At 38.7% G+C, this 16,461-nt stretch carries 16 protein-coding genes; 12 read left to right on the top strand and 4 right to left on the bottom strand.

Annotation, left to right across the window (positions count from 1 at the left end; translation table 11 throughout):
- Positions 1 to 93: 93 nt before the first annotated feature.
- Genes BMZ04_RS11855 through BMZ04_RS11840 form a run of 4 tightly spaced genes read left to right on the top strand, consistent with a single transcriptional unit; the run spans position 94 to position 3,280 of the window.
- Positions 94 to 732, top strand: coding sequence for a class I SAM-dependent methyltransferase (locus tag BMZ04_RS11855; protein WP_093270401.1), 639 nt, complete (start codon positions 94 to 96; stop codon positions 730 to 732).
- Positions 733 to 743: 11 nt separating this feature from the next.
- Complete coding sequence (locus tag BMZ04_RS11850) at positions 744 to 1,214, top strand: S-ribosylhomocysteine lyase (protein ID WP_093270398.1); 471 nt, start codon at positions 744 to 746, stop codon at positions 1,212 to 1,214.
- Positions 1,214 to 2,146, top strand: coding sequence for a cysteine synthase A (cysK, locus tag BMZ04_RS11845; protein WP_093270393.1), 933 nt, complete (start codon positions 1,214 to 1,216; stop codon positions 2,144 to 2,146). The genes BMZ04_RS11850 and cysK overlap by 1 nt, the downstream gene beginning before the upstream one ends.
- On the top strand, positions 2,147 to 3,280 hold the full coding sequence (locus BMZ04_RS11840; RefSeq protein ID WP_093270389.1) for a bifunctional cystathionine gamma-lyase/homocysteine desulfhydrase: 1,134 nt from the start codon (positions 2,147 to 2,149) through the stop codon (positions 3,278 to 3,280).
- Positions 3,281 to 3,394: 114 nt separating this feature from the next.
- Here the strand turns inward: BMZ04_RS11840 and BMZ04_RS11835 are convergent, their stop codons facing one another.
- The 4 genes from BMZ04_RS11835 to BMZ04_RS11820 all read right to left on the bottom strand — a co-directional run bounded on the left by BMZ04_RS11835 (position 3,395) and on the right by BMZ04_RS11820 (position 7,026).
- A complete protein-coding gene (locus tag BMZ04_RS11835; RefSeq protein WP_093270384.1) occupies positions 3,395 to 4,621 on the bottom strand; it encodes an NAD(P)/FAD-dependent oxidoreductase in 1,227 nt (408 codons plus the stop codon).
- Entirely contained in the window at positions 4,614 to 4,952 is a 339-nt protein-coding gene (locus BMZ04_RS11830; protein ID WP_093270379.1) for a (2Fe-2S)-binding protein, read from the bottom strand. Before BMZ04_RS11830 ends, BMZ04_RS11835 begins: the two co-directional genes overlap by 8 nt.
- Positions 4,949 to 5,215 carry a (2Fe-2S)-binding protein gene (locus BMZ04_RS11825; protein ID WP_093270375.1) on the bottom strand — a complete coding sequence of 89 codons (267 nt, stop codon included), beginning with the start codon at positions 5,213 to 5,215 and terminating at the stop codon, positions 4,949 to 4,951. The genes BMZ04_RS11830 and BMZ04_RS11825 overlap by 4 nt, the downstream gene beginning before the upstream one ends.
- Before the next feature lie 80 nt (positions 5,216 to 5,295).
- Complete coding sequence (locus BMZ04_RS11820; protein WP_093270372.1) at positions 5,296 to 7,026, bottom strand: sigma 54-interacting transcriptional regulator; 1,731 nt, start codon at positions 7,024 to 7,026, stop codon at positions 5,296 to 5,298.
- 159 nt (positions 7,027 to 7,185) lie between these two features.
- On the opposite strand from BMZ04_RS11820, the gene BMZ04_RS11815 reads away from it, so the two are divergent.
- From BMZ04_RS11815 to BMZ04_RS11780, 8 genes are all read left to right on the top strand, one after another.
- Positions 7,186 to 8,367 carry an NAD(P)/FAD-dependent oxidoreductase gene (locus BMZ04_RS11815; protein ID WP_369802659.1) on the top strand — a complete coding sequence of 394 codons (1,182 nt, stop codon included), beginning with the start codon at positions 7,186 to 7,188 and terminating at the stop codon, positions 8,365 to 8,367.
- A complete protein-coding gene (locus BMZ04_RS11810; protein WP_093270366.1) occupies positions 8,367 to 9,407 on the top strand; it encodes a proline racemase family protein in 1,041 nt (346 codons plus the stop codon). Before BMZ04_RS11815 ends, BMZ04_RS11810 begins: the two co-directional genes overlap by 1 nt.
- Positions 9,408 to 10,328 carry a proline racemase family protein gene (locus BMZ04_RS11805; RefSeq protein WP_093270363.1) on the top strand — a complete coding sequence of 307 codons (921 nt, stop codon included), beginning with the start codon at positions 9,408 to 9,410 and terminating at the stop codon, positions 10,326 to 10,328.
- A 58-nt stretch (positions 10,329 to 10,386) separates the two neighbouring features.
- The gene (dapA, locus tag BMZ04_RS11800; RefSeq protein WP_093270360.1) at positions 10,387 to 11,280 is read left to right on the top strand and encodes a 4-hydroxy-tetrahydrodipicolinate synthase; all 894 of its coding nucleotides are present in this window, start codon (positions 10,387 to 10,389) and stop codon (positions 11,278 to 11,280) included.
- Between the two features lie 20 nt (positions 11,281 to 11,300).
- Positions 11,301 to 12,791 carry an aldehyde dehydrogenase family protein gene (locus BMZ04_RS11795; RefSeq protein WP_093270357.1) on the top strand — a complete coding sequence of 497 codons (1,491 nt, stop codon included), beginning with the start codon at positions 11,301 to 11,303 and terminating at the stop codon, positions 12,789 to 12,791.
- Positions 12,792 to 12,937: 146 nt separating this feature from the next.
- Positions 12,938 to 14,419 carry an alanine/glycine:cation symporter family protein gene (locus tag BMZ04_RS11790; protein ID WP_093270353.1) on the top strand — a complete coding sequence of 494 codons (1,482 nt, stop codon included), beginning with the start codon at positions 12,938 to 12,940 and terminating at the stop codon, positions 14,417 to 14,419.
- 211 nt (positions 14,420 to 14,630) lie between these two features.
- The gene (locus BMZ04_RS11785; RefSeq protein ID WP_093270350.1) at positions 14,631 to 15,149 is read left to right on the top strand and encodes a TRAP transporter small permease; all 519 of its coding nucleotides are present in this window, start codon (positions 14,631 to 14,633) and stop codon (positions 15,147 to 15,149) included.
- 24 nt (positions 15,150 to 15,173) lie between these two features.
- Positions 15,174 to 16,457, top strand: coding sequence for a TRAP transporter large permease (locus BMZ04_RS11780; protein WP_093270346.1), 1,284 nt, complete (start codon positions 15,174 to 15,176; stop codon positions 16,455 to 16,457).
- The last annotated feature ends 4 nt before the right edge of the window (positions 16,458 to 16,461 follow it).

Raw genomic sequence — 16,461 nt, 5'->3', positions numbered from 1 at the left:
TGACAATTTATCTGATTATGATATAACTATTTATAATGCGCCTAATCCAAAGTAATTAACTAGGAATAATCTAGTTTAAAAAGGGGTTAATAGATGGGCAGAGAGTTTGTTGATATTTTTGATGTTTGGGTGGATTCATACGAAGCTTCGGTTGCTGGAGAAGATCCGGAGTATCGCGATGTATTTGAAGGATATGAAAAAATATTAAATGCAGTTGTATCAAGTGTTTCAGGCACTGTCGTTGAATTTGGAACCGGAACCGGAAATTTAACAGCAAAGTTAATAGAAGCAGGTATTTCGGTTATTGGTATCGAACCTAATACAAAGATGCGTCATGCGACAGCTACACGATTTCCTTCTATTAAAGTTATAGATGGGGACTTAATAGAATTTGAAGCAGGTACTGACAGCATTGATGCATTTGTTAGCACGTATGTATTTCATCATTTAACCGATGATGAAAAAAGAGAAGCATTGCAAAAATATGCATCACTACTTTCAGCAAATGGAAAAGTTGTTTTTGCAGATACTGCTTTTATATCAGAGGATGCAAAACTTGCCCAAATTGCAAAAGAAAGAGCACGTGGATTTAATCATGTAGCAGACGATCTAGAAAGAGAATATTATACGACGATCCCAATTTTAGCAAAATTGTTCGATGAAGTGGGTTTTCAAGTGCATTTTACGAAAATGAATGATTTTGTTTGGTTAATGGAAGCGAAAAAACTATAGGAGCGATAAAAATGCAAAAAATGAATGTAGAAAGTTTTAACTTAGATCACACAAAGGTAGCAGCACCATTTGTCCGTTTAGCAGGCACAAAAGAAGGAATTCGTGGAGATGAAATTTATAAATACGATATTCGTTTCAAACAGCCAAATAAAGAACATATGAAAATGCCAGCTCTGCATTCACTAGAGCATTTGATGGCAGAAAATATTCGTAACCATACTGATCAAGTAGTAGATCTTAGTCCAATGGGATGCCAAACTGGGTTTTACTTATCTGTTATCAATCATGAAAACTATAATGAAATTTTAGAGATTCTAGAAAAAACATTACAAGATGTGCTAAAAGCAACGGAAGTACCAGCTTGCAATGAAGTGCAATGTGGATGGGCAGCGAGTCACAGCTTAGAAGGTGCGAAAGAAATTGCGTCGGAAATGCTCGCTAAAAAAGATGAATGGCGACAAATCTATAAAGAGGAAGCATAATGAACTATTTTCGTAGTGTCCAGGAATTAATAGGAAGAACGCCTATCGTGGAAATTACGCATATTACTATTCCAAATAATTGCAGGATTTTTGCAAAGTTGGAGTATTTAAATCCAGGTGGTAGTGTGAAGGATCGACTCGGTTTAGCTTTGATCAATGATGCGCAAGAATCCGGAAAGCTAAAACCTGGTGGAACAATTATAGAACCGACTGCCGGGAATACTGGAATTGGTCTTGCTCTCGCCGCAATTGGGAAGGGGTATAATGTAATTTTTGTCGTTCCACAGAAGTTTAGTATCGAAAAACAAACGTTAATGCGCGCTTTAGGTGCAGAAATCGTAAATACAGAAACATCTCTTGGAATGCAAGGTGCAATTGATAAAGCACGTGATCTAGTTGCCTCGATTCCAAATGCCTTTTCACCATCCCAATTTTCAAATCCAGCAAATCCTGCTACTTACGAAAAAACTATTGGTCCTGAATTATGGAGAGATCTCGACGGACAAATTGATGTGTTTGTTGCTGGTGCAGGAACAGGTGGAACGTTTATGGGTACATCTAAATTTTTGAAAGAGCGAAATGCTAATGTGAAAACGGTCATAGTAGAACCAGTTGGATCTACTTTGAATGGTGGAACTGCGGGGGCGCATGCGACAGAAGGAATTGGAATGGAGTTTCTACCTTCATTCATGGATCGTTCATATTTCGATGAGATTTATACTGTACGCGACGAAGATGCTTTTGCACAGCTTCGAGCATTAGCCAAAGCGGAAGGTTTGCTTGTTGGTAGTTCTTCAGGAGCAGCTTTTTATGCGGCTTTGAAAGAAGCAAAAATTTCAAAAGAAGGAAGCCATATTGTTACTATTTTTCCAGACTCTAGTGAACGTTATTTAAGTCAAAATGTGTATGATTTGTTTAAGGAGGCAAAGTAAATGCGTGCAAAAACGAAACTGATTCATGCAGGAATTGTTGGCGATGAAGCAACCGGGGCCGTATCGACACCGATTTATCAAGTGAGTACGTATAAGCAAGAAGCAGTCGGTAAATTCAAGGGATATGAATATTCGCGTACTGGAAATCCTACTCGTCATGCATTGGAAGTATTAATAAGTGAGTTAGAGGGTGGAGTTGCCGGATTTGCATTTGCTTCTGGGATGGCTGCAACAAGTTCCGTAATGATGCTTTTTCAAAAAGGCGATCACGTCATTTTAACAGATGATGTCTATGGTGGGACATATCGTGTGATGTCGAAAGTATTAAATCGTTTTGGAATAGAGGCTACTTTTGTTGATACGAGTGATGTATCAACAGTGGACGCTGCTATTTTAGAAAATACGAAAGCAATTTTTTTGGAAACACCGACGAACCCTTTATTAAAAGTTACAGACATGGAAGCAATTGCAAAGCTTGCAAAAGAAAAAGGGTTACTTACGATCGTGGATAATACATTTATGACGCCATACTTCCAGCAACCAATCGCACTTGGAGCAGACATTGTTCTGCATAGTGCAACGAAATATATTGGCGGGCATAGTGATGTAGTAGCTGGTTTAGCTGTTGTAAATTCCGAAAAGCTTGCAACTGATTTACATTTTGTACAAAACTCAGTTGGGGCAGTACTTGGACCCCAAGATTCTTGGTTATTAATGCGCGGCATTAAAACTCTCGGACTTCGTATGGAAGAGCATCAGTCGAATGCACAGCGAATTGCAAATTTTTTACATGAACATAAAGTTGTGGAGAAAGTATATTATCCAGGTTTAGTACAGCATCCAGGTCACGAACTCATGAAAAAACAAACGACTGGCTTCGGTGGAATGATTTCCTTTGATGTTGGGAGTGGTGCAAAAGCTGATGCGTTACTTGCGAAGCTTCGATACTTTACATTAGCAGAAAGTTTAGGGGCAGTGGAAAGTTTAATCTCTGTACCAGCAAGAATGACACATGCATCGATTCCAAGTGAGCGCAGGTTAGAATTAGGTATTACGGACGGGCTTGTACGAATTTCCGTTGGAATTGAAGATGTGGAAGATTTGTTAGAAGATTTAGAGCAAGGATTGTCTTAATTATTATTTGTACACCACTTGAGTTTTGTGGTGTGCTTTTTTCTTTTTCAAGATAAGACTATCTTCAAAGCCGTAATTGAATTCGAAGATAGCCTGAATTACTAAAAATATTATTTAGCTGAGTATTTCCAATTTCTTAGAATTCCTATGATTTTCCCAGTGCTGCTTTAGTTTCTGTTTCCCCTCTTTCACAGCTGGGTGGAACTGAATAAAAGCTTCTTTTCTTGTTTGTTCGATATGATGGATTGCGGCTTGTATAGCAGCCTCTTGATTAGATAAACCATAGTTGTGAATGATTGATAAACCTGCCGTAATTCCTTGACTTATTGCTACTTTGGCACCTTCAATTCCAGTAATATTTCCAGCTACATAGAGGCCATCCAATGTGGTTTCCATACGTTCATTATGAAGCGGTATGTAGCCTCCCAATTCTTCGATATGATAAAAAGGGCATCCGGCTACAGCTGCCAATTCTGCCAAAGGATATAATCCACCTGCAATACAGACAAAGTCAGCTCCGATTTTCTCTTCAGTACCTGCAATGACTTCTCCAGTAGGACTAATGGTGGCTACTTTCACACCTTCTACTTTACCATCTCCATATATTTCAATTACCGCTTTACGAAGCATAATTGGAATATCCCACATTTTCACCCCACTTTTCGGAAAAAAAGAGATACCCAACTTTTTCATGAACTCATTCTTCATTAGTTTACTTCCGAGTTTAACAAACGTAGAAGGGGCCATATGAGAAACATGTAATAATGAATTCATGACATCCATGGGATTTCCTGATTCTTTTGTTACTTTGTTCATTTTAGGTAGAGCAATACACTCGACTCCAATACCAGCAAGCTTGAGTTCCATCGCTATTGCGGATGAAAGGACGTTAACACCGATAATTACACCATGATATCCGGGTTTAACTCGATGCACATTTGTCATAACCTGTGCAGCTCCAACAGACATGACGCCAGGAAGTGTCCATCCAGGGATAGGTAGTGGGGCTTCGGCTGCCCCAGTTGCGAGCAATAAATGGGAAGTAGTATATGTTTCGGTGTTTGTATAAATAACCCAGGTATCATCTATTTTCTCGATATTGGAAACCGGTGTATTTAGATAGATTTTGACACCGAGTTCAACTGCCTTTTCATATAACTTTTGGGATTCCTTTATACCATTCCACCAATTTCCGTTAGGTTCTTCATACAGTTGCCCTAGTAATCTACCACCAGCAATCATATATTCATCGAGAACTAAAACATCCAATCCATTTTCTGCAATGGTAATAGCGGCAGATAATCCTGCAGGACCTGCGCCTATAATAATAACTTTACTCATTCTCTGACCTCCAATCTCTTACTGATGTAAGGAAGGTTTCGCCACTTGATACATTTATGCCTTCTTTTAAAGGGGTTAGACAAGCTCTTACTCCTTGTTGTCCATCGACAGTTACACGACATTCAAAACAATGACCAATGTTACAATAAATACCACGTGGTGTCCCGCTTTCTTCATGAACTCGTAATGTGCGGATGCCATTTGCTAACAGAGCAGCAGCTAATGATTCATTTTTCAAACCCCGTAGTTCTGTGTTATTAAAAGTAAAAGAAATAACATTCGTTTCGTCTATTTTATCCAATACTGGATGATTAATAATTCTTCTTGTCATCTCTCCACAGCTCCTAAATCACCGAAACTTATAGGTCTAATTGGTGGTTGATATTTTAGCGTAATTTCCGTACTAATTCTTTCGGAGGAGGAATAGGCAATGCTATCAACCATATTGCGACAGGTTCTACCCCCACAATAGCCCATACCTGCTCGCGTTCGAAGCTTCAGTTCCCGAGAAGTACAGTTATACGTATTGGCGGTTTCAACTAATTTACCGTAAGTTATTTCTTCACACCTACAAATAATCATTTCTTTTTCCATGATTAATATCACCTCATACTTAGCATTTTTATTTTACATATTAATAACTATGCAAGAATGAAGCCAAAATGGTGCGTGTATTATTTAATACCCAATTTGTTCATGCGGTTATAAAGCGTTGCTCTCGTAACTTCTAAATTTTTGGCGCAAAGTAGTTTGTTCCCATTTACATTATTCAGTTCTCGAAGAATAATTTCTTTTTCATATTCTTGTAGCTGATCACTTAAGGACTTACCCTCATTCGTAAAAGAATGATATGGAATGCTATCACTATCTATTTTTATCGATGGTGTTATTCTTTCCATTTCAATAGGAAGATCATCAATTTTAATTTGACCGTTTTCGGAAAATACAACTAAACGTTCGATGATATTCTTCAATTCGCGAATATTTCCTGGCCATGAATATTGAAGCAAAGACTGCATGACAGCTTGTGATATTCCATGAATCGGTCGATTGTATTTGACGGAAATTTCATATAAAAAGTAATGGGTCAATTCAATAATATCTTCTAAGCGTTCCCGAAGAGGGGGGACTCGGAAGTTGACTACATTTAAGCGGTAATAAAGATCTTCCCTGAACTTTCCTTCTTTAATAAGTTCTTTTAGATCACGGTTTGTTGCTGCGACAACTCTAAAATCTACCTCTAATTCTTTTGTTCCTCCAACTGGATAAAATTTCTTTTCTTGTAAAAGCCGCAAAATTTTTACCTGCATTTCCAAGGGCATTTCGCCGATTTCGTCCAAAAATAATGTGCCATTTTTAGCGAGTTCTACTTTGCCCTTTTTCCCCTTTTGATCTGCTCCGGAAAAAGCACCTTTTTCGTATCCGAAAATTTCACTTTCAAACAGACCACTAGGAATTGCCCCGCAGTTTATCGCAACAAAAGGTGCATTTTCCGATTCACGTAAATAGTGAATAGCCTTTGCAAACAGTTCTTTACCGACACCACTTTCTCCATATATAAGGACAGCAGCATTTGTCGAAGCCGTTTTTTTGGCAATTTCAATAACCTGTTTTAATGCTGGACTATTTCCTTTTATATAGGAAAAAGGATCAATAGCAGGTAGGGATTTTCTTACTTCTTCTTCTAAGTGAAACAATTTTTCGGATGTCTTATAAAGCTCATTATTCAATCTAATTTGACTTGTAATATCTGCTTCAGACACCACTGCCCCAATAATTTCCCCATTAAAATAAACAGGATTTGAATTGATCATAACGACTAAATCCTTTCTTGCGTGATGTTGACTATGATAAACGGAAGTTCCTTTTTTTAATGTGTTTAATATCTCTAGTTGACCCTCATCAAAAAAATTTGTAATTGGTTTTCCGATAATTTCATTTTCTTTAAAAGAGAAGATTTTTTCAGCTCCTTTTGTCCAATAAAGAACGTTTGTATCGTGATCAATAACGGTACAAGATTCATCAATTGTATTCAAAATTGTGTGTAAGTAAGCCTGTGTGCGATCGTATTCATTCAAAAGGTGTTTGGAAAACACATCATAAGTAAGAAACCCTACATAATCATTATTATCATTTACGACAACTACAAAGTCGTTATCCGCGAGTGACTCAAGCACTTCTTCCATGGTGCAGTTTAAGGAGATTGTTTTGCAAGGAATATACATTATTTCCTTTGTGGATTCAGTAATTTGAACACAATATGGTTCTTCATCAATTGAGATAAATACTTTTTTGGGTGCTTCTTGTTCTATTCGTTTGGCTAAAATGGACTGATCCTCTACTGAATTTATTTTCACAAAATCTTTATCTATCAATTTCTTTAGTAGAAATTGTCTGTAACTCATTTAATTAGCCACCTCCACTGTCAAATTATTTTGAATTGTATAATTTATTTTACACGAGCGGATTAAAAGTTCAATAGAAGCTATAGAACTTTGGTGTTTTATAGTTTGGCACAGTACTTGCATTAAGTAATTATGAATCATTAAATGGAGGTGAAAGATGTGGGAAATGTTCAGCATAGGGATGTTGTCGTTATTGGTGGAGGCATTATAGGGGCAGCAATTGCCTACTATGGCTCAAAGGCAGGTCTTGATATTACGATTCTTGAAAAAAATGAACTTGCAAGTGGGACATCCTCCAGATGTGATGGAAACATACTTGCAATTGATAAAGATCCCGGTTTTGACAGTCAAATGTCCTTGAAAAGCCAACAACTCGTACATTCTTTAAATACGGAACTCGAAATACCTTTTGAATACCGCAATCCTGGAAGTATTTTAGTTTGTGAGAACGATGCGGAAATGGAGGCTGCAAAAAAATGGGTCAGTAGCCAGCAAGAGGCGGGATTGGATTTTAAAATGTTGGATCGTGATGATCTACGAAATGAATCCAAATACTTCGCGGATGATTTATATGGTGGTCTAGAATGTAAAACGGACTCGACTGTAAATCCTTATATGCTAACGTATTCAATGTTTTATAGTGCGGAAAAGCAAGGGGCTAAAATTCATATAAATACGGAAGTAAAAAATGTTACAACAAACGGTTCTGGTCAATTTATTATCGAAACGGACAAAGGTACGTTTACGGCTAATAAAGTCGTGAACGCAAGTGGAGTATGGGCTCCAAAGATTGGTGAAATGTTAGATCTGGATATCCCAATTTTCCCGAGAAAAGGTCAGCTGATTGTTGCTTCGCGACAACAACCGGTCGGTTTAAGAAAAGTGATGGAGTTCGGCTACCTCATTTCCAAATTTGGAGGAGAAAGAACCGTAGATCCTTTCACAGAGAAATACGGTGTTGCACTTGTGTTTGAGCCGACGGAAAGCCAAAATTTTTTAATAGGAAGCAGTAGGCAATTTGCTGGTTTTGACACTCGAGTTGATCATGAAGTGACAAAGTATATCGCGAAGCGTGCAGTTCGTTTTTATCCGAAAATTGTGGATATGACTGTTATTAGAACATATGCGGGGTTGCGACCATGGACAGAAGATCATTTGCCGATAATTTCGCAAGTAGAACATATCCCAGGATTTTATATTGCTGCAGGGCATGAAGGGGACGGTATTAGTTTAGCCGCGGTAACAGGAAAATTGGTGGAAGAAATGATTAATGAAAAAGAAACTTGCATTCCAATTGAGCCACTGCAATTGAGACGTTTTAAAGGGATGGTGACTAACTAATGAATTTCCAACGATTATTCACAACAATTGATACACATACAGGCGGAAATCCGACAAGGTCTTTGATCAGCGGACTTCCTCCTCTGAAAGGAGATACAATGTCCGAAAAGATGTTGTATATGGAGGAGCATTACGATTGGATTCGAAACTTTCTAATGAATGAACCGAGGGGACATGGGGTCATGTCAGGAGCTTTAATGACAGATCCTTGCCATCCTGATGCCGATGTAGGTGTTATCTATATTGAAACAGGCGGTTATTTGCCAATGTGCGGTCACGATACAATCGGATTTTGTACAGCACTTGTTGAAGCTGGATTAATCGACGTACAGGAGCCTTTTACAAATATTAAAGTGGATACACCAGCAGGACTTATCGATGTGAAAATCAAAGTAACTGGTGGAAAAGCCGAAGAAGTGACCTTTGCCAACGTACCTGCATTTTTGTTGAAGTCTATCGACATAGAAGTGGAAGGCATCGGAAATGTGGAATGTGATATTGCCTATGGCGGTAATTTTTATGGAATCATCGATGCCCGTGAACACGATCTAGCTTTAGTGGAGCAAAATGCAACAACTATTATTAATAAGGCAATTGACATACGAAACGCAATTAATGCGTCTGAAGAGGTTGTCCATCCAGAGTTTCCTTTCATCAATGGGCTGACGCATATTGAATTTTTTACGGATCCGGTGCATCCGAATGCGGATATAAAAAATACGGTTATCGTGCCACCAGGAGGAATTGATCGTTCCCCTTGTGGAACAGGTACTTCTGCTAAGCTTGCGACGATGTATAAAAAGGAGGAAATTGGCTTAGATGAACTTTTTGTACATGAAAGTATTGTCGGTACACTCTTTAAGGCAAAGGTACTGGAGGAAACGAAAGTGAAAGAATTGGATGCAGTAATTACTGAGGTGACTGGTTCCGCTTGGATTATGGGGATGCATAAGTTTTTCTACAATGAAAAAGATCCGCTCCGGGAAGGATTTTTACTCATCCCTCCGATGCAACATGAGCCAGTGAAGGAAGGTGTCTAAGTGAACTTCGAAAAATTGTTTAGCACAATCGATACGCATGTAGTCGGTGAAGCATTCAGAATCGTAATCCAATCCCCGATTACGTTTCTAGGGAGCGATATAAAGTCTAACCATGATAAGTTGAAAAACAACTTTGAAAACGAGAAAAACTTGTTGTTGAATGAACCGAGAGGCCATCGCGGCATGCATGGTTGTGTAGTTACTTCATCTAGTGTAGCGGATTTTGGATTATTATTTTTCAATCACGAAGCTGTTACTAATTTTAAGTATGAAGGATTACTCGCGACAGTAACTGCATTAATTGAAACTGGGAATTTGAACAGGAAAAAGGAAGAAATTTATACAGTTGAAACCGAAAATGGTATCTACACGGTAAAAGCGAATGTTAACAAGCAGGAAGTGGCTTCCGTTTACATTGAAAGTGAAGCAAGTTCCGATATCAATTTCACTTCTGACTACGTTTCTATAAGAGTGGACAATGCACGCAATTATTTGCTCTTTACGTTACCTGAATCCATTCCAAATATTGAATTAGTTCATTTAGCGGCATTGAATAATTGGGGAATGGCTTGTGTAGCGAAACTGGCTAAAGAAAACGTGGATTTTGAAGGGGTCATTGTCGTTGAATCAGGGCAAACGTCTCCGAATAAAGTTCGATCGGTCACATTTGAAAAAGATGGATATATTCTTCGATCTCCTGGAATCGATAGTACGATTGCAATCCTGTCTTCTTTATTGGACAGATTTGCTAGCTTTAGCGAAATCGAAAATGAAAGTATTTTTGGTAGTTCATTGAAAGCAAAAGTACTTTCAGCAAGTGATCGTCGATTTTCAATAGAGACAGAGGCGTTTGTTACAGGCTTACATGAATTTATATTGGACGAGGATGATCCACTAAGGAACGGTTTTTTATTAGTGTAAGGAAGAATTTACACTAAATTAAACATAATTGTAAATTAAAAAATAGGAGGAATTTATAATGGTAAAACTTGAAGGGGTATTCCCGGTATTAATTACACCAATGGTAAACGAGAAGGAAATTGATTGGGAAGGGTTCAAAAACAATATAGAACACTTTATCAAGGAAGGCGTAACAGGTATCACAATTAACGGCAGTACAGGAGAATTCGTTAGCCTAACGAAAGAAGAGCGATTTAAAGCAGTGGAAGTTGCTGTTAAACAAGTGAATGGACGGATTCCGCTTGTTGTTGGTACAGCAGCTGAAACAACAGCAGATGCGATCGAATATACACAACAAGCAGAAAAAGCTGGAGCAGATGCAGCACTACTGATCAACTCATATTATGCGCATCCAAAAGAAAACGAAATCTACGAACATTTTAAAAGTGTTGCAGAATCAGTGAAATTTCCGATTATGATTTACAATAACCCGTTCACGTCAGGTGTCGACATTAGCACAGAAACAATTTTGAAAGTAGGACGTGACGTCGACAATATTACACATGTAAAAGAATCGAGTGGAGGCATAGGAAAGGCTCGTGATATTGCAAGACAAGGCAAAGGGTTTATAAAAGTATTTAGTGGTTCTGAGGACCTTGCGCTTGAATCACTGCTTGTCGGGGCGACCGGCTGGATTTCTGTGTCGGGCAACATTGTACCGCGTCTAGTAACAGATATGTATAATCATGTTCAAAACGGGGAAATGGACGAAGCTTGGGCACTTTACGACAAGGTACTACCGCTTTGTCAATTCCTAGAAGGTTCCGGTAAATACGTTCAAATTGTAAAAAGAGCGATGGATTTACAAGGGTTAGCAGGCGGGCCTTGCCGCAAACCTAGACTACCTCTCAATGAAGAGGAAGAAGCGAAATTGAAGGAACTTCTACAAAGCTTGGAAACAGTCACAAACTAAGAAAAAGAGGTGGATACATTATGGAAGCAACTGACTATAAATTAAAGCCGAAAGTTCAAGAGTTCCTAGAAGGAGTGAAAGGACTTTATATTAACGGAGAATATGTACCGGCAATTAGCGGTAAAACGTTTGATGTTATTAATCCTGCTACGGAAGAAGTGATTGCAAAAGTAAGTGAAGCACAAGTAGAGGATGTTGATGTTGCGGTCACTGCTGCACGAAAAGCTTTTGATGAAGGTGAATGGACAAAGTTGGCGACAGCAGAACGCTCACTACTCATCTATAGGTTTGCAGACCTCCTTGCGGAGAATAGGGAGGAGCTAGCACAGCTTGAATCACTCGATAACGGGAAACCATATGCGGTTGCGTTAGCAGACGATGTGGATGGAACTATTCAGCACTTCAGATATTATGCGGGGTGGGCAACGAAAGTATTAGGCCAAACAATACCGGTCTCTCCGGATTATTTAAACTATACAGTTCATGAACCAGTAGGGGTCGTTGGTCAGATCATTCCATGGAACTTCCCACTAGCTATGGCTGCTTGGAAACTCGGGTCGGCACTCGCTGTCGGCTGTACAGTCGTCATCAAGCCTGCTAGTGAAACACCGCTTTCTCTTCTCTATGCAGCGAGATTATTTAAAGAAGCAGGCTTCCCGGACGGCGTAGTGAATGTTGTCCCAGGCGCTGGTCGGATTGCAGGAGATGCAATTATCACACATAAACATGTGGATAAAGTCGCGTTTACCGGATCAACTGCAGTTGGAAAAGAGGTAATGAAAAAGGCGGCAGACCAGATTAAAGGCGTTACCCTGGAGCTTGGTGGAAAGTCACCTAGTATTATTTTGGAAGATGCAAACATTGAAGATGCAATTGAAGGTGCATTTAACGGTACAATGTACAACCACGGTCAAAACTGTAGTGCTTGTACGCGGGTTTTTGTTCACCGCAAGCATTACGATCTTGTCGTAAATGCATTAGCAGAACGTGTAAATACTTTAAAGCTGGGTCCAGGTATGGATTCTGAAACGGAAATGGGTCCACTTGTTTCGGAAAAACAACAACAAACGGTTCTTCATTATATTGAGCAAGGGAAAAAAGAAGGGGCACGACTTGTTGCTGGTGGAGGAAAAGCGTTCGATAAAGGCTACTATGTCCAACCAACTATTTTTGCAGATGTTGAAGATCATATGGTTATTGCGCGAGAAGAAATATTTGGTCCAGTTATGTCGATATTCGTTTTTGATACGGTAGAAGAAGTAATCAAACGTGCAAATGATAGCGATTATGGTTTGGCGGCTAGTGTTTGGACAGAAAATATTAAAACAGGTCATTATATTGCCGGTAAGCTTAAAGCCGGAACAGTTTGGATTAATGACTTTGGTCTAGAATGGGAAACAATGCCGTTTGGAGGCTATAAGCAATCCGGAATCGGTCGCGAAATGGGCGGGGAATACGGGCTGGCCAACTATACAGAAGTGAAAAGTGTCTTTGTGAATATTAAACAATAATTGTATATTACTACTTCGCCTTTATGATAATGATCCCGAATGTATATTCCGGGATCATTTTCTTAAAGAGCTGTTTATTCTATCTTTTAAAAGTGTTACAAGCTCCAATTCTTAACATACAACTAGTAAATTTAGGGGGGAAATAAGTGGAAGATATAGTAAATTGGTTAGTGGATCAAGTATGGAGTATAGGATTAGTCATCTTCGTATTGGGTGGGGGATTATTTTTCACGATTGCTACACGTTTTGTTCAATTAAGATATTTTAAGCAAATGATCAAATTGATATTTGAAGGAAAAAGCTCGGAGGCGGGAATATCATCTTTTCAGGCTTTTTGTTTAGCTCTTGCAGGTCGCGTGGGGATTGGTAATATTGCTGGGGTGGCCACAGCGATCGCATTCGGTGGTCCGGGAGCGGTTTTTTGGATGTGGGTAATGGCTATATTAGGAGGCGCAAGTGCGTTTATTGAATCGACACTTTCCCAAGTATACAAAAGTAAAATTGGAAATGAATATAGAGGTGGTACCCCTTTCTTTATCGAAAAGGGCTTGAACATGAGATGGTTCGCGGTAATAATGGCTGTTGTAGTTACCCTTTCCTATGGAATTTTAGTACCAGGAATTCAAGCAAATAGTATTGCGGTAGGATTTGAAAATGTACTTGGTTTGGATAAGAGTATTACTGGAGTTGTAATGATTGCTTTACTTGGTATCATTATTTTTGGCGGCGTGAAGCGAATTGCTAGTGTCGCGGACAAAGTCGTTCCTTTTATGGCGTTAGGTTATGTGGTTGTAACATTTATTGTTTTATTTGCAAATATTTCAGAAGTTCCTAAAATGTTTTCTTTAATATTCTCTAGTGCGTTTGGTGTGAATGAAGCGTTCGGAGGAATTCTTGGTTCAGCGATTGCTTGGGGAGTCAGAAGAGCGATTTTTTCCAGCGTTGCCGGAGTTGGTGAAGCAACATACAGTTCTGCAGCAGCTGAGGTTACACATCCTGCAAAACAAGGATTAGTTCAAGCTTTTTCAATCTATATCGATACAATTGTGGTATGTACGGCTACAGCCTTCATGATTCTTGTTACTGGCATGTATGATGTGATACCGATTGGAAAACAAGCCATTGTTCAAAAAATGGGGGATATTGAACCAGGACCCATTTATACGCAACAAGCAGTAGAAACAGTTTTTCCAGGTTATGGAGGATTGTTTGTTGCCATCGCCATTTTCTTCTTTGCGTTTACCACGCTAATGGCCTATTATTATATCGCCGAAACAACCCTTGTGTATTTGGATAGAAAACTAAAGGCACAGTGGTTAAAAACAGCTTTAAAAATAGTCTTTTTAACAATGGTATATATCGGTAGTGTCAAATCAGCAGCTTTTATGTGGGCTCTGGGAGATTTAGGATTTGGAAGTATGGCCTGGCTCAACATGGTTGCAATATTACTTCTGACAAAGCCTACGCTAAAAGTATTGAAGGATTTTGATGTACAGATGAAGGCAGGAAAAGACCCGGTGTTTGATCCATTAAAAGTAGGAATCAAAGGTGCGGATTTCTGGGAAGACAGATGCAAAGAGATGGAATTAGATTCGTTAAAAGAAAAGAGAGATGGGAAAGCTTCCTGATTGGAGAAGGGACATTAAACGCTCTTGAACTCATAACAAACTAATAAGATGGTTGCTGCCATAAAGGATTAAAAACTGTCGTTGTTTTTAATGAAGTGGAAGTGAAAAATATATTTGGAGTTTTAATCTAGCTTATTTCTGGGTTTCCCATATGGGACTATCAACTAGAATTTGATGCTCAAACGTGTTACTACAATGAAGGAGGGATACTTTGAGATTTGTTAAAATTATTGATAAAATCAATGTCCTCGCGGAAAGTTTATTAGCCATTATTTTGAGCATTATGGCAATTGTAGTCATGCTACAAGTACTGGTTCGATTTATTTTTGAACAATTTTCTGTTCCTTGGTCGGAAGAAATCGCAAAATACTTAATGATTTGGCTCACGTTTATTGGTAGCGCGATTGCAGCTAGAAGGGCTAAACTCATTGCAATCGAGTCTGTCATAATTGCCTTACCAGAGAAGGCAGGGAAAGCGTTAAAGTTTTTTGCCCACTTCGTAAGCTTAGTTTTCTATGCAATCTTATTTGTGATTGGTATTGATTGGTTCCAATTTGGTTTTACCGAAACAGCACCAGTCATGAAAATTAGTAAATCTTATGTATACGCTTCCATGATGGTAGGTGCTGCACTGATGATGGTAAACACATTGGCGTACCTAATCGAAACAATTCACAATAAAGAAGATATCAGGGGTGCAGTGAATGACGATGATGTTGATCTTATATAAAGGAAAGGAGATGAACATGAACCGATGATTCAAGTATTATTTATAACAATGCTTATTTTGTTCCTCTGTTCAGTTCCTATTGCAATATCATTAGGCTTTTCTTCAGTTATTGCTTTGAAAATAAATGATTTTTCATTAAGTGTACTGGCACAAAATATATTTGAAAGCTTAGATTCCTTTACTCTTATGGCAATACCTTTTTTCATTCTAGCGGGTAATCTAATGCAGACCGGAGGCATTGCAAAAAGACTAATAGCATTGGCAAACGCCCTAGTTGGATGGTTTCGTGGCGGGCTAGGATCTGTTGCCGTGTTAACGTCCATGTTTTTCGCAACACTTTCAGGTTCATCTTCCGCTACGACAGCAGCTATTGGTACTACACTAATACCCGAGATGGCAAAAAAGAAATATCCTAAACCATTTGCTACTTCTTTAGCAGCGGCATCTGGTGAGTTAGGAGCAATCATCCCTCCCTCGGTTCCAATGATTGTTTATGGGTTGGTTGCCAATGTATCCGTAGGAAGTCTTTTTATAGCAGGGATACTTCCAGGAATTTTTATCGGTCTTTCCTTAATGGTATCGGTCATAATAATTGCAAAGGTAAAGGGATACGATGAGGTTGAGGTCATATCTGTTGGAGAATGGGCAAAAAATTTATGGGTAGCATTTCGTCAATCACTATTTGCAATGCTCATGCCAGTCATTATACTCGGGGGTATCTATTCCGGACTTTTCACACCGACTGAAGCAGCAGTAGTCGCTGTGTTCTATAGCTTAATTATTGGTTTGTTTATATACAAGGAATTGAAGTGGAGTGATTTAAAGTCAATACTCATAAAATCAGCCATTTCTACTTCAATCATTTTAATCATTGTAGCTTTTGCTTCGGTTTTTTCTTATATCCTGACGATCGAACAAGTTCCACATAAATTAAGTGATCTAGTAGTCAGTCTTTCAGATAGTGCTTTAGTCTTTTTGTTATTAACTAATATATTTTTATTGATTACAGGCATGTTTGTAGAAACGTTAGCAGCTATCATTGTTTTGGCACCGATTCTAGCTCCTGTTGCAGTGATCTACGGTATCGACCCAATACACTTTGGTCTGATTATGATTGTAAACTTGGCGATTGGAATGGTTACACCACCGTTAGGTGTTAATCTGTTTGTCGCTTGTGAAATAGCAAATCTCAGAATAGATCAATTGATTAGACCGTTACTTATCTTTCTGGCTGTTCTAATTGTCGATTTACTGATTATTAGTTACTTTGCACCGCTGTCAACGTGGTTACCATCGATTATAGGATGAAAAA

The sequence above is a fragment of the Psychrobacillus sp. OK032 genome, from assembly GCF_900111345.1.
Taxonomy (GTDB): domain Bacteria; phylum Bacillota; class Bacilli; order Bacillales_A; family Planococcaceae; genus Psychrobacillus.
Note: the sequence above shows the minus strand (reverse complement) of the source record. Positions and strands in the feature narration are given on the sequence as shown.